This window comes from Streptomyces sp. NBC_01390, from assembly GCF_045040105.1.
Classification (GTDB): Bacteria; Actinomycetota; Actinomycetes; order Streptomycetales; family Streptomycetaceae; genus Streptomyces.
Genome location: NZ_CP109551.1, coordinates 3,848,005 through 3,860,977, shown reverse-complemented (window position 1 = coordinate 3,860,977; position 12,973 = coordinate 3,848,005). Strand labels below are relative to the sequence as shown.

The 12,973-nt window shown below is 69.8% G+C and carries 12 protein-coding genes; 6 read left to right on the top strand and 6 right to left on the bottom strand.

Annotated elements, in window-relative coordinates:
- Window positions 1-6: 6 nt before the first annotated feature.
- Entirely contained in the window at window positions 7-3,006 is a 3,000-nt protein-coding gene (locus OG241_RS17285) for a beta-galactosidase (protein ID WP_405816331.1), read from the bottom strand.
- Window positions 3,007-3,111: 105 nt separating this feature from the next.
- Here OG241_RS17285 and OG241_RS17280 point away from each other — a divergent pair, with 105 nt between their 5' ends.
- The 3 genes from OG241_RS17280 to OG241_RS17270 all read left to right on the top strand — a co-directional run bounded on the left by OG241_RS17280 (window position 3,112) and on the right by OG241_RS17270 (window position 7,031).
- On the top strand, window positions 3,112-3,570 hold the full coding sequence (locus OG241_RS17280; RefSeq protein WP_405826271.1) for an RrF2 family transcriptional regulator: 459 nt from the start codon (window positions 3,112-3,114) through the stop codon (window positions 3,568-3,570).
- Window positions 3,571-3,747: 177 nt separating this feature from the next.
- The gene (locus tag OG241_RS17275) at window positions 3,748-6,045 is read left to right on the top strand and encodes a peptidoglycan recognition protein (RefSeq protein ID WP_405816330.1); all 2,298 of its coding nucleotides are present in this window, start codon (window positions 3,748-3,750) and stop codon (window positions 6,043-6,045) included.
- 341 nt (window positions 6,046-6,386) lie between these two features.
- Window positions 6,387-7,031: a DUF4360 domain-containing protein gene (locus OG241_RS17270; RefSeq protein WP_405816329.1), complete on the top strand. Its 645-nt coding sequence runs from the start codon at window positions 6,387-6,389 to the stop codon at window positions 7,029-7,031.
- A gap of 106 nt (window positions 7,032-7,137) precedes the next feature.
- Here the strand turns inward: OG241_RS17270 and OG241_RS17265 are convergent, their stop codons facing one another.
- From OG241_RS17265 to OG241_RS17250, 4 genes are all read right to left on the bottom strand, one after another.
- Window positions 7,138-7,908 carry an intradiol ring-cleavage dioxygenase gene (locus OG241_RS17265; protein ID WP_405816327.1) on the bottom strand — a complete coding sequence of 257 codons (771 nt, stop codon included), beginning with the start codon at window positions 7,906-7,908 and terminating at the stop codon, window positions 7,138-7,140.
- Window positions 7,909-8,008: 100 nt separating this feature from the next.
- Window positions 8,009-8,932 carry a hypothetical protein gene (locus OG241_RS17260; RefSeq protein WP_405816326.1) on the bottom strand — a complete coding sequence of 308 codons (924 nt, stop codon included), beginning with the start codon at window positions 8,930-8,932 and terminating at the stop codon, window positions 8,009-8,011.
- Window positions 8,933-9,010: 78 nt separating this feature from the next.
- Window positions 9,011-9,256, bottom strand: coding sequence for a DUF397 domain-containing protein (locus OG241_RS17255; protein ID WP_405816325.1), 246 nt, complete (start codon window positions 9,254-9,256; stop codon window positions 9,011-9,013).
- Entirely contained in the window at window positions 9,253-10,095 is an 843-nt protein-coding gene (locus OG241_RS17250) for a helix-turn-helix domain-containing protein (protein WP_405816324.1), read from the bottom strand. The genes OG241_RS17255 and OG241_RS17250 overlap by 4 nt, the downstream gene beginning before the upstream one ends.
- A 156-nt stretch (window positions 10,096-10,251) precedes the next feature.
- Between OG241_RS17250 and OG241_RS17245 the strand changes: the two genes are divergently transcribed.
- A complete protein-coding gene (locus tag OG241_RS17245; RefSeq protein WP_405816322.1) occupies window positions 10,252-10,743 on the top strand; it encodes an ATP-binding protein in 492 nt (163 codons plus the stop codon).
- 71 nt (window positions 10,744-10,814) lie between these two features.
- On the opposite strand, the gene OG241_RS17240 is transcribed toward OG241_RS17245, so the two are convergent.
- On the bottom strand, window positions 10,815-11,234 hold the full coding sequence (locus OG241_RS17240) for an ester cyclase (RefSeq protein ID WP_405816321.1): 420 nt from the start codon (window positions 11,232-11,234) through the stop codon (window positions 10,815-10,817).
- 93 nt (window positions 11,235-11,327) lie between these two features.
- Between OG241_RS17240 and OG241_RS17235 the strand changes: the two genes are divergently transcribed.
- The gene (locus OG241_RS17235) at window positions 11,328-11,906 is read left to right on the top strand and encodes a PadR family transcriptional regulator (protein WP_405816320.1); all 579 of its coding nucleotides are present in this window, start codon (window positions 11,328-11,330) and stop codon (window positions 11,904-11,906) included.
- A gap of 20 nt (window positions 11,907-11,926) precedes the next feature.
- The gene (locus tag OG241_RS17230) at window positions 11,927-12,907 is read left to right on the top strand and encodes an NADPH:quinone reductase (protein ID WP_405816319.1); all 981 of its coding nucleotides are present in this window, start codon (window positions 11,927-11,929) and stop codon (window positions 12,905-12,907) included.
- The last annotated feature ends 66 nt before the right edge of the window (window positions 12,908-12,973 follow it).

Below are 12,973 nucleotides of genomic sequence, written 5' to 3'. Positions count from 1 at the left end.
CGACGACTACCGGCCGGGGGAGGGGACGTCCGTCACCGGAACTCCCCCGGCCGCGCTCCCCAGCAGCGTCAGCCGTACCCGCCCCGGTCCGGACATGGTCGGCCCGTCCGAAAGGACCGCCAGGGCAAGGGTGTTGGCGCCCCGGGTGCGCAGGATGCCGTTCGGGAGGACGAAGGTGTGCTGGGGGCCGACGTCGTTGATGTACTGGCCCATGTTCCAGCCGTTCAGGAAGATCTGGACGCGGTAGGCGTGCGCCGGATCGTCCTCCAGCAGCAGTCCGATCGACGCGTCGACGCCCGGATCGACGGCGAGCCGGAACCCCGTCCGGTACCAGGCGACCCCCTGTCGCCCCCGCCCGGCACGCGGCAGTTCGACCGTGGGCCAGTCCTCGTCCCCGTACCCCGGCAGATGCCAGCCCGACCGTTCCCCGTACAGCCCGCCGGTGTTGAGGGGGCCGCGCACCGGATCGGCCGCCGCCGCGCCCCGCAGCCGCCAACTCACCTTGGGGGAGGCGCCGGTGAAGGTCACCGCCGTCAGGCCGCGCGCGACCTTGTGGGTGTCCAGGGCCTTGCCGTCCATGTCGTGCTGCATCCGCCGCACCAGCACGGACAGCACACGCCTGCCGGACGTCCGCGCCTTCTCCGGCACCGCGAAGCTCGCCGTGGCCGCCCAACTCCCCTTCCGTACCGTCTTCTTGTCCGGTACGGGCATCCGGTGCGTGCCCAGCGGCTCGCCGTCCAGCCAGGCCATCAGCAGCCCCTGGGTCCCGGTGCTGTAGCCGAGGTTCACGGCTTCCGCGCTCTGGGCGCCGGTGAAGGAGCCCCGATACCAGACGTCCCCGTAGTGGAACCCGTAGTCGTCGGCGAACAGCACGGGCTGTCCGTCGGGTACGGGGGTCGTGCTGAACGTCGAAGTCCGGTCGGCGACGGTCCAGTCGGAGTCGTCGAACCCCGGCTCGGACTCGGGGTTCTCCGCCTTCCACCGCCAGCCGTCCAGCACGGGCAGCATGACCTCCGGGACACCGGCCAGGGGCTCCGCTGCCCGCAGACTGCCGGAGTCGGTGGCCGACGTTCTCAACGGCTCCTGGTTCCAGACCACTTCGCGGAGCCCGTGCGGGCCCCACACCTCCAGCCCGGTGGCCTCGACGGTGTCCCCGGTCAACCGCACGACACCGTCCCCGAGTTCGACGGTCCGCAGCAGCGAAGGCCCGTGGACCAGCACCGACCCGGCGGGAGTCTCGCGCGGCCACAGTCGCACCGAGGTCTCGTCGTCGGCGAGGAGGAGAAGGAGGGGAGCCGTGACACCCCCGCCTTCCACCAGCACCCGGGTGAGCCCGCCGAGCCGGGCACGCACCCGCACCAGCCCGTCCGCGTACGAGGACTCCGCGTCGCCCGCCAGCACGGTCACCGTCGGCTCGCCCGCGCACTCCAGCGCCGTCACCGTCGCCTCTCCGGACCGTCCGGTGAACACGGCGACGTCCTGGTCCCCCGCCCTCAGCCACAGCATCGGCTGGGCGTTGGAGTACGCCAACTTCCGCCGCCCCAGGGCGATTCCGGAGGCAAGGAGACGCGCGTCCGAGGCGGGGACGGTGACCGGCAGCGAGATCCCGGCGACCGGGAGCGTCGAGGTGACCGGTTCTGTGGAGTCGTTGCGCAGGACGTAGATGTGGGCGTGGGTGTCCGGGTTGGAGAGGTGGTAGACCTTGATCCGCCCGTCACCCGCCACCGCGCCGCCCCCTCCCACACCACCCCCTGTGGCGATGTCCTCGGCCCGGTCCAGCTTGGCCAACTCCGGGACGCACCGCACCAGATGCCCGAGCTGGTGCATGGGGACGACCTTGGGGGTCGCCCGCCGCCCCTCGTCGAAGGCGGCGCCGTAGTCGTACGACGTGTACACCTGCGGGGCGGGCAGCCAGCCCCAACTGGTGCCGCCGAAGGTCATGTAGACGTTGTGGACGGTGATGCCGTTGGCGAGGTTGGTGAGGTAGAAGCGCCGTTCGTAGGCCGCGTCCCGGGTCCGGGCCGACCCCGCGTACCCCGCCCCGTCGAACTCGGCCCCGCCCCACGGATCGAACCAGCCGCCGCCGAACTCCGGAATGAACCCCGGTGTCCCAGGACTCGCCGTGGCCCCGCCCTTCTTGCCGCCGATCCCGAAGTACCCCCAGTCCGGCGGGAGTTGATCGGGGTCCGGATAACCGTCGAAGCCGTACAGCCAACGCCCGCGCTCACCGCCGGTGTCGAAGGTGCCGGGGGCCCAGTAGCCGTTCCTGCCCAGGTCGTTGTGGAAGAGGGGCACGTCGATGCCGTCTGCGCGGACCTTGGCGTACAGGTGGGACATGTAGTCGATGCCGGTGGGCTCGGTGACGTACGAGCCGTACTCGTTCTCGATCTGGTAGAGCAGGACCGTGCCGTCGCCCCGGGTGTGGAGGTGGCGGGCGACGATCCGGTCGACCGCCGTCAGCCACTCGTCGACGTGGGAGAGGTAGGTCGGGTCGGAGGTGCGGGCGCGGCCCCTCGTCGCGGTCAGCCAGCCGGGGAAGCCGCCGGCGTCGACCTCGGCGTTGATGTACGGGCCCGGCCGCAGGATGACGTACAGCCCGGTCTCGGCGGCCTGGCGCAGAAAGAGGTCCAGGTCGCGGACGCCTGTGAAGTCGTACTCGCCGGGGGCGGGGGAGTGGTGGTTCCAGGCCACGTAGACGCTGACGGCGTTGTAGCCGTGCGCGCGCATCTTCTGCAGGACGTCCCGCCACAGGGACGGGCTGGGCAGCCGGAACGGGTGCATCTCGCCCGACCACAGGACGAGCCGTCGGCCGTCGACGAGCAGGGAGTAGCGGTCGAAGCCGACGGTGTGCGGGCGGCCGTCCGCCGAGGGCGGGTCGGGGGCCGGCCCGGTGGGTGTGAGCCGGGCCGAGCCGCCTCGGCCGTCCGTGCCCGTGCTCGCGCTGAGGGAGAGGCCGAGGGCGGCGGTACCGGCGAACGCGGTGAACGTTCGTCTGCTCAACACCAACGTGATCTCCTCGGCCGTACCGGACCCGCGTGTGCGGACGTGTGTGGTTCACACGAATGTGCGGGTCCGGTCATTGTCCACACCGTGACGACCGACAATGACCCCATGAGGATCTCGGCGCGGGCGGACTACGCGGTACGAGCGGTGCTGGAGCTCGCCGTACGGCAGGAGGAGCCCGCCGTGAAGGCGGAGACCGTCGCCGCAGCGCAGACCATTCCGCACAAGTTCCTGGAGGGCATCCTCGGCGATCTGCGGCGTGGTGGGATCGTCGACTCCCGGCGGGGCGGCAACGGCGGCTACCGGCTGGCGCGCCCCGCCGCCGAGATCACCGTCGCGGACGTCGTCCGGGCCGTCGACGGGCCCATCGTGTCGGTGCGCGGCGAACGGCCGACCGGCCTCGCCTACACCGGCCCCGCCGAACCGCTGCTGCCGCTGTGGGTCGCGCTGCGCGCCAACGTCCGCAAGGTGCTGGAGGGGGTGACCTTCGCCGATCTCGCGGCGGGGGAGCTGCCGGAGCCGGTACGGGGGCTGGCGGCGGAACCGGCTGCCTGGGAAAACCCGTAAATGTTCTGAATTGCCAGCCTTTCAGGGCCCTCTATTTTGCTCCGTTGGAGCGCTTGTAAACCACCGTGAAGGCTGAAGTTCCGGGTTGGTTGTTGACGCGCGTCACTCGCCGGATACCTTGACCCTCGGCATGTGCATGTAACGGGTGGGGCCTAGGTGAAGGGTGTGCGGACGGGGATGAGTCTGCTGAGATCGCGTAGAGGGTGGGGCATCGGGGCCGTAGTGGCCGCCGGAGTGTCCGGGGTTCTGATCGTGCAGGGCATGAGCGGCGGCGGTGCGGACAGCGCCGCCGACGACAGCAAGGCGGCCTCCGGGCCGATCGCGAGCGAGGAGTACGCGGCGGCCCTGAAGGTCGCCGCCGACGGTGGCTCGGCGACGCTGGCCAAGCGGGACGCCAAGCCGTTCAGCATGCTCGGGGTCACCTGGTCCGACCCGTCCGCGAAGATGGCGGGCAAGGTCGAGGTCCGTACCCGGGACGCCGGCACCGACAACTGGTCGTCCTGGCTGGAGCTGGGCACGGACAGCGGCCCCGGCGAGGAGGGCGCGACCCGCGCCGGTACCGAGCCCGCGTGGGTCGGCGCGTCCGACGGCGTCGAGGTCCGGGTCGACGGCAAGGCGTCCGCGGAGCTGCCGAAGGGCCTGCGCGTCGACATGATCGACCCCGGCACCTCCTCGGTCACGGACCTGGAGCCCGCCGGTTACGTGGCCGCCGCGAGCACCGAGTCGCCGGACCCGTCGGTCACACCGGACGTGTCGGAGTCCCCCTCGCCGACGGCGACGGACTCGGCGTCCGCCTCCGAGTCCCCGAGCGCGCCCCCTACGGTTCCGCCCTCCGCGTCCGAGTCGCCGAGCAGCGCGCCCGTGACGACTCCGCCGGCGACGACTTCGGCCCCGGCCACGCCGACGACGGCCCCGCCGAGCACCGGCCCCACGGCTCCGCCGTCCACCGCCGTCAGGCCGCCGATCACCCTGCGGGCGGGCTGGGGCGCGGACGAGTCGATGAGCCCCGAGGCGCCGGACTACCTGACCGGCGGGATCAAGGCGGTGGTCGTCCACCACACCGCCGAGACGAACGACTACACGTGCGACCAGTCCCCGGCGATAATCCGAGGCATCTACACGTACCACGTCAAAACGAACGGCTGGAAGGACATCGGCTACAACTTCCTGGTCGACAAGTGCGGCACGATCTTCGAGGGCCGTAAGGGCGGGGTCGACAAGCCGGTCTTCGGGGCGCACGCCTACGGCTTCAACAGCCAGACCACCGGCATCTCGGTCCTCGGCAACTACAACCTGGTCGAGCCGCCGACCGCCGTACTGACCTCCGTCGCCCGTCTCGCCGCCTGGAAGCTCGGCCAGTACGGCGTCGACCCCGGACCGACAGCTACCACCACGCTCGTCGCGGGCGCCGCCGGGACCAGCCAGTACAACTCCAGGACGTGGAAGACGGGCGACCAGCTCAGCTTCCCGACCATCCACGGCCACGGCGACGGCTACGCCACCGAGTGCCCGGGCACCAAGCTCTACGCCCAACTCCCCACCATCCGCAGCTACGCGGCGGGCCCGGTCACCGGCCTCACCCTCAAGTCGGTGACGGGAGCGGGCACTTCGGGCACGCGGACGTACACCAAGTCGGCCATAACGGTCAACTGGTCGGCGACCACGCCCACCGCCCTGATCGCGAAGTTCGAGGTGCTGGTCGACGGCAAGGTCGCCGCCACCACCGCTGGTACGGCGACCTCCGGAAACGTGAACCTGGCGCTCGGCACGCACTCCGTCGCCGTACGGGCCACGCACATCTCCGGTAAGGCGACGACCACCGCCGCCGCGACCGTGGTCGCCGAGACGACGGCGCCGGCCTTCACCACCGCGCCGAACCTCTCCCTCACCACCGGCACGGTGAACACGACGGCCGTCCCGGTCACCCTGAAGTGGAAGGCCACGGACGCGGCCGCCCTGAAGGAGGTACGCCTGACGGCCCCGGTCGCCAAGACGTACGGCCCGACGGTCACCAGCGCCAACCTGACCTCCAAGTCCGGTGCGGCCACGACCTGGTCGATGACGGCGTACGACCAGGCGGGCAACACCAAGGCGGCCTCGGTCGCCGGTACGCCGATGATCCTCCAGGAGACCTCGGCGACCCGTACGGGCACCTGGACGGCGAAGTCGTCGACCAGCTACCTGGGCGGCAAGTCCTTCTCCAGCTCCGCCAAGAACGCCTCGATGACCTGGACGTTCACCGGTCGCTCGGCCGCCCTCGCGGTGTCGCGGGCCTCGACGTCCGGCCAGGTCAACGTCTTCGTGGACAACGTCAAGGTCGCCACGGTGGACCTGAAGTCGGCGACGACGAAGTACCGGGACGCGATCTGGACGAAGAGCTGGAGCGCGAGCGCCAAGCACACGGTCAAGATCGTGGTCGTCGGCACGACCGGCCGCCCGACGGTCACGACGGACGGCCTGGTCTATCTGAAGTAACGACCTTTGTCCGACCGGCAGTTCTGCCAGGGCGGCCCGAACGCACCTCACCGTGCGTTCGGGCCGCCCTCGCTTTCTCCTGATGTTGCCTGTGGGTTACATCGACGGGGGAATCAGGCCGCGCGCGGCCGGGGATTGGCCGGGGATCGACCTGGCTGGTAACTGCCCCGCCACCTATGCTGCGACCGCCCCGCCTTCACAGATTCTTCACTGCTCAATCACAGGCTGGGTGCGGGCATGTGCATGCAATCGGCATGCGTATTTGGCATGCGCATGACCGCGTGACTGCTCGACGCGTGATTCTCACCCCCCACTGCAACACCGCGATGAAAGGGAGAAACATGGCTGGTGGTCTGCTTGTGAGCGGCGCGATAGCCGCTCTGTTCGCCGCTGCGGTACCCGCCCAGGGTGCCGGGTCGTCCTTCGACAACCCGCCCCCGGACAAGATCGTCATCACCGTCGCCACGGTGAACGGCTCCGGCTGTCCCGCCGGTACGGCCGCGGTGGCGGTCTCCGGCGACAACACCGCCTTCACCGTCACCTACAGCGACTACCTCGCCCAGGTCGGCGGCAACTCCGACCCGACGGCGTTCCGCAAGAACTGCCAGCTCAACCTGAAGGTGAAAGTCCCGGCCGGCTTCACGTACGCCATCGCCAGCGCCGACTACCGCGGCTTCGCCGCCCTCCAGCGGGGCGCGAGCGCCGTCCAGCGGGCCTCGTACTACTTCCAGGGCTCGTCGAGCACTATGTTCCGCACCCACACGTACAACGGCCCGCTCAACGACAACTGGCAGGCCACCGACGTCACGGACTGGGCCCAACTGGTCTACGCGCCCTGTGGAGTCGAGCGCAACTTCAACATCAACACGGAGCTGCGGGTGAACGCGGGCACGTCGACGGGCACCAGCTTCATGGCGATGGACTCGACGGACGGCGACATCTACACCAAGTACCACCTGGCGTGGCAGCCCTGCCCCGCGAAGTGAAGGCCGTAGGGGCTGTACGGGAGCTGTAGGCCGGGGGTGTGGACATGGCGGCCGGCCGCCGTGTCCACACCCCCGGTTGTGGTGCGCTACGCCGGTGAGGCCGGCGTCAGCTGTTTTCCACTCCCACGGTCAGCGTCCCCGCGTACCCTGCCGAGGTCGAACTCCCCAGTGCGGTAAGGGTGAGCAGGCCGGAGGCGGCGCCGCCCTCGTCGTAGATGTGGTCTTGGGCGAGGGTGGTGCGGGTGACCGTGTTGGCCGCGTACGTCGAGAGTGCGGCGACCTTCGTGGTGATCGTCTCGTCGAAGAACAGCTGGCCGGTGTGGAGTTCCTGGCCGCCGGTGAACGAGCCGTCCGGGGTGAGGGTGACGTTCGTATGCACCTTGAGGTGGATGTGGACGCAGCGGCCTATGTACCAACCGGGGTACACCGTGGTGATGTTGGCGACGCCGCTGGAGTTCGTCAGCACGCCGCCGCGCAGGAAGGTGCCGTTGTCCGGTTCGGTGTGGCCGTTGTCGCCGACGAAGCCGGAATACTCGCCGAGGGCGTCGCAGTGCCAGATCTCCACGAGCGCGTTGCCGAGGGGCGCGCAGGTGTCGTCGTCGACGACGGTGAGGGTGAGCTTGAGGGGGATGCCGGTCTTGGTCTCGTGGATGTCGGCGCGGACGTACTGGCCGTCGAGGTAGTAGGGGCCTTCGGTCATCTCCTTGGTGAGGGTGCAGACGGCTGCGGCGGCGACGGGGGCGGTCGTGTCGCTGGTGGGGGCCGGCGATTCGGGCACGGCGGCGGCCACGGCCAGGGTGACGGCGGTGGCACCGGTCGCGATCAGTACGGTGCGGCGCCCGATCGAGGTGGGGGGAGTCTCCGAAATCTCTGTCATGAACACGGCAACCTAGAGAGGGTTGCTGTCTGTGAGCTAGGTGTTTGGCAAAGTGATGGTTCGTCAAGTCGCTTGTGAGACACAGACCTTGCGAGAAGGTTCAGCTCCAGCTCGCTGACGGCCAGCTCGGCGGGGCGTACGGCACCGGGCGTCCCATGAAGGCGTCCAGGATGATCCGGTCGCCCAGTGGCCGGTCCAGCGTGACCTTCACCTTCTTGGCGAGCATGGCGGCGTCGCAGGCCCCTTCGTAGTTCCCGCCCGCGACGGTCGCCGAGAGCACCACGCTGCCGTCCGTCTCCAGCGCCTGCACGCGCGGGCCGTCGTCGCAGGACCCGTGGTGCGCCTCTACGGTGACGGTCCGCCCGTCCTCGGACACCTCCACCATCCTCGGGAGTTCCTTCAGTTCGGTGGGTGACTCCTCGAGTTGCCCGATCGGAGGCTTCGGGAGCTTCGACGGTTTGACGGCGACACGCTTCAGCGGCTCGGCGTACCCGTCCAGCGTGAACAGCCAGGCCGGCACGGTCGCCGGGCCACGGCTGGTGGCGATCGTCATCTCGCCCAACTTGGCGCCGGTGACGGTGAGATGGGGGGCATCGGGGCTGCTGTTACGGTCCAGGGCGGTGTATGTCCGCCGTGCGTCCAGCAGGGGGAGGGTGAGCGAGCCGCCGCCCTCCCACTTCACCTGGCCCTTCTCCGGTGCGGTGGTGGGGAGTTGGCCGCTCAGTACGTAGTTCTCCAGGCCGAAGGCCTCGTTGTCGGCGTCGCTGTGGAAACCGTTGGCGGGAGCCTGGGCCGGGTCGCCCATCGGGTGGTAGCCGCTGCGCCACGCCTTGGCGGCCTCGGAACCGTCCCACGCGTCGGCGACCTGCTGAGCGCGGCCTGCCGACGGCGAGGGGCTTTCCTTACGGTCGGGCGCGGTGCCGGACTCCGCCTGTTCGCCGCCGCAACCGGCCGCGAACAGGGCGGTGGTGAGCGTGAGAACGAGGGCGAGTCGGGTCGTGGTGCGGGTGGTGTGTGTACGCATGGGTCCCCCCGAAGCTGATGCTGTCGGGACTGTGACGCCTCGGGCCCGGGGTACGTTCGGTTCCGCGGTGAGACGGTCTCAGACCCTGACGGCGTACCCGACGAAGTCGGCCCAGGTGGTGGGGGAGAGGGTGAGCTGGGGACCGGTCTTGTTCTTGGAGTCCCGGATGTGGATGGTGCCGGGGCAGGTGGCGACCTCTACGCAGTCGTCGCCGGACGCGCTGCTGTAGCTGGATTTGTGCCAGTCGAGGGCGACTTCGACGCAGTCGCCGGAGCCGCTGCTGCTGTAACTCGACTTGAACCAGGACAGACCACTGGTGCTCATAGTTCCCCTCGCATCCGCTCCAACAGTCTCACGGAGTCTTCGAGCGTGAGAGCCTGTGCACGCATCCTGGCATACCGCTGCTGGAGCACGCTGATCACTTTGGCGTCGGAGATGAGCTGGCCGGACTCTGGGGCCTCGGTGTAGGCGTACCACTTGTGTTCCGGGGTTTCGAGAAGCTGCATGGGTCCGTGCAGCCCAGCGTGCGAGGCTCGCACCAAAGGCATGACTTGGACTTCCACGTTCCGCAACTCCGTGATCGCAAGTACGTGGTCGATGAGGCCCCGAGTGACGTCGCTCCCGCCTGTGCACCGTCGGAACAGGTGCTCTTCAAGAAGGAAACCGAAGGCCGTGTTCGGGCGCTCTCGCAGCAAGCTCTGGCGCTTGGCTCGTGCGATCCAGTTGGCCTCGATCTCGTCATCGGCCAGCGGCGGCAACTCGTCGACGAACAATTGCCGCGCATACGCCTCTGTTTGCAGCAGCCCTGGAATCATGCGGCATTCATACGTGTACAGACTGATCGCCATAGCTTCCAGCCGCGCCCACTGCCTGAACCACGACGCCAGCCCAGGCTGGCGATTCAGATGCTCTGCCGCTTTCAGCAGGGCGCCCGTGTTGCCCAGTACCGGGTCCGCCCGCTCGACGAACACCGGGTCCGCCATCCGCCTGCCCAGCTCGATGGACGCCACCGTGTGTTCGGAGTACCTCACCGCCTGCGCCAACGCCCGCCTGCTCATCCCCTGGTGCTCGCGCAACGCCTGGACCACCGCCCCGAACGTCCGCATGCTGTCCGAGGACTCCGGTTCGCCGCCCGTCTTCGCCTGCGTGTCCTTGGCCATCATCGGCAACCTCCCGCGCACTCGCCCCGCCGTACCCACCCGATCCGCCCATGGTCACGTCCAGTGATCGGTACTGTCCAGTGCGTCACCATGTACTCCGCCCTGGAGTACGCGGCTCCGACCTGGTGAAGTGCCCCTCCCGCCCGGCACATTGGGCCCATGAGCGCACCTTCGGCCCCTCAACGCCCGGTTACCGTACGTATGTTCACCCAGCGGCTCAGTGCCACCCCGCGCGGCGCCCGACTCGCCCGGCACCTCGCCGTGGGGCAGCTGGACGCCTGGGGCATCCCGTACGGCTCGGACGTCTCCGAGGCCGTCGCGGTGATCGTCGGCGAGCTGGCCGCGAACGCCGTGACCCACGGACGGGTCCCCGGGCGGGACTTCGAGCTGCGGCTCACGCTCGTCACGGGGAGCGTGCGCGTCGAGGTCACCGACAGCCGCAGCGGGCCGCGTCCGCCGGGACCGAGGGACGTATGGCCTCCGCTGCCCCTGGCGGAGTCCGGGCGCGGGCTGGTCCTCGTCGACGCGGTGGCGGACCGCTGGGAGGTGCTGGACCGCGACTCACCGCCCGGCAAGACGGTACGGGCCGAGGTGGACGTGCCGGGGTGGACGGCGCTGGTGAGGAGGCAGGGTCTACTGACGGGATCGTGAGTACGACCGCCGGCGGAGGGCGGCGGCGCGGACCTGGGCGGTTGCGTGGGAGAAGGAGGCGGCTGTCTGCCTCACGGCGTCGGTACGGCGCCGATCTGCTGCATGAGGCCGAGGAGGTCGGGCTGGCCCCGCTCTTTGACGATGCGTCCGTCGGCCAGGTAGTAGAAGTTCATGGCCTGGATCGCGATCTTGTTGCCGGTGGCGGGGATGCCGAAGAACTCGCCTTCGTGCGTGCCGCGCATGGTGAACCGTGCGGCCACCGTGCTGCCTTCGGTGATGCTCTCCTCCAGCGTCCACCGGACGTCGGGGAAGGCGCCGCGCATCATCGCGATGATCTCCAGGTAGCCCTCGGGGCCGCGCAGCGGTTCGGCGTGACTGGGTGCGTGGAACACCGCGTCGGGGGCGATGACCTCCCGGGCAAGGTCCTCGTCGGCTGTGTTGATGAACTCGACGAAGCGCTTCATCACTGATTCAACGGATTCCGGTGACATGTTCCTCTGCCTCCCTGACTCTCTGGCTCTCTGCCATGCCCACCGTAACATCGAATCGATGTGAACCTCGTTTCGATATGCCATCCTGGAGGGATGCTGGAACTCTCCATACTCGGCTTCCTGGCCGCAGGCCCCCTCCCCGGACACGAGCTGCGCCGCCGCGTCACGCACCTCACCGGATACAGCCGACCGGTCAGCGACGGCACCCTCTACCCGGCGATCAACCGCCTGACCAAGGCCGGTCTGATCCAGCGGCGACCCGCGCCGGAAGCAGGAGGCGGCCGGTATGTGCTGAACCTGACCGACACGGGCCGCCAGGACATGCTCCGGCGGCTGCGCGAGCCCGCCGAGCACGAACTCACCGACTTCCCCCGCTGGTTCACGATCCTGGCCTTCCTCTCCCTGCTCCCCGACGTGGCCGACCAGCACACGGTGCTCAGGCGCCGGCTCGCCTTCCTGGAGGAAACGGCGAGCTTCTTCTACGACGGAGACACCCCGCTGCGCGCCGAGGAGGTCGCCGACCCCTACCGGCGCGGCATGATGCTCACCGCCCGCGCCACCAGCCAGGCCGAACGGACCTGGATCCGCGAGGCCCTCGGCCTGGACACCCCCGAGCCCGGCCCCCCGCACGACCCGCACGCCTCCTCCCCGCCCGACGCACCGGCGAACTGACAGACAACGAAAGGCCCCCCATGCTTGCTTCCTGGTACGACGCACAAGGCCAGGCCACCGAGGTACTGCAGGCCGGTGAACTGCCCGACCCCACCCCCGGCCCCGGAGAGGTCCGCGTCCGCGTCACCGTCTCGGGGGTGAACCCCGGCGACACCAAGAAGCGGCGCGGCTGGACCGGCTCCGGCATGCCCTACCCGCGGGTGATCCCGCACAGCGACGCCGCCGGCGTGATCGACGCGATCGGCGACGGCGTGGACACGCGCCGCAGCGGACAGCGCGTGTGGGTGTACGGCGCCCAGTCCTACCGGGCCTTCGGTACCGCCGCCCAGTACACCGTCGTGCCCGCCGGCCTCACCGTCCCGCTGCCCGACCATCTCTCCGACGATCTCGGCGCCAGCCTGGGCATCCCCGGCATCACGGCGCACCGCAGCGTGTTCGCCGACGGACCCGTCGACGGCAAGACCGTCCTGGTCAACGGGGCCTTGGGCGGGGTCGGCTCGTTCGCAGCCCAGCTCGCCGCCTGGGGCGGAGCCACCGTCATCGGCACCGTCCGGCGCACAGCCGACCTGGACCGGCTCGACCCGGCGGTCGTCTCCCACGCTGTCGCCCTCGACGCCGCCGACCCGGCCGCCGAGATCCGCGCCCACGCCCCCACCGGCGTCGACCGCATCATCGAGGTGTCCCTGTCCGACAACGCCGACCTCGACAACGCCGTCGCCACCAACGGCGGGGTCATCGCCGCCTACGCCACCCGCGCCGACCGCACCGAAATCCCCTTCTGGCCCCTGCTGTTCAACAACGTCACCCTGCGCCTGATCGGCAGCGACGACTTCCCCACCGATGCCAGACTCCAGGCCGCCCGCGACCTGACCTCCGCAGCCGCCGTCGGCGCGCTCACCGTCGAGATCGGCGACCGCTACCCGCTCACCGACATCGCCAAAGCCCACGACCGCGTCGACTCAGGCGGCCGCGGCCGCGTTCTGATCGACATCCCCCGATAAGGCCCCAGGGAGCCGCCGTAGCAGCAGCCGCTGAACCGCCGGGCCACATCCTCGTCCCGGATCTCG

Bases quoted from the DNA above. Each gene is read 5' to 3' on its own strand.
- OG241_RS17235 (WP_405816320.1), top strand. From the start codon at position 11,328: ATGCTGGAACTCTCCATACTCGGCTTCCTGGCCGCAGGCCCCCTCCCC.
- OG241_RS17250 (WP_405816324.1), bottom strand. From the start codon at position 10,095: ATGATGGCCAAGGACACGCAGGCGAAGACGGGCGGCGAACCGGAGTCC.
- OG241_RS17265 (WP_405816327.1), bottom strand. From the start codon at position 7,908: ATGACAGAGATTTCGGAGACTCCCCCCACCTCGATCGGGCGCCGCACC.
- OG241_RS17280 (WP_405826271.1), top strand. From the start codon at position 3,112: ATGAGGATCTCGGCGCGGGCGGACTACGCGGTACGAGCGGTGCTGGAG.
- OG241_RS17255 (WP_405816325.1), bottom strand. From the start codon at position 9,256: ATGAGCACCAGTGGTCTGTCCTGGTTCAAGTCGAGTTACAGCAGCAGC.
- OG241_RS17240 (WP_405816321.1), bottom strand. From the start codon at position 11,234: ATGTCACCGGAATCCGTTGAATCAGTGATGAAGCGCTTCGTCGAGTTC.
- OG241_RS17245 (WP_405816322.1), top strand. From the start codon at position 10,252: ATGAGCGCACCTTCGGCCCCTCAACGCCCGGTTACCGTACGTATGTTC.
- OG241_RS17270 (WP_405816329.1), top strand. From the start codon at position 6,387: ATGGCTGGTGGTCTGCTTGTGAGCGGCGCGATAGCCGCTCTGTTCGCC.
- OG241_RS17260 (WP_405816326.1), bottom strand. From the start codon at position 8,932: ATGCGTACACACACCACCCGCACCACGACCCGACTCGCCCTCGTTCTC.
- OG241_RS17275 (WP_405816330.1), top strand. From the start codon at position 3,748: ATGAGTCTGCTGAGATCGCGTAGAGGGTGGGGCATCGGGGCCGTAGTG.
- OG241_RS17230 (WP_405816319.1), top strand. From the start codon at position 11,927: ATGCTTGCTTCCTGGTACGACGCACAAGGCCAGGCCACCGAGGTACTG.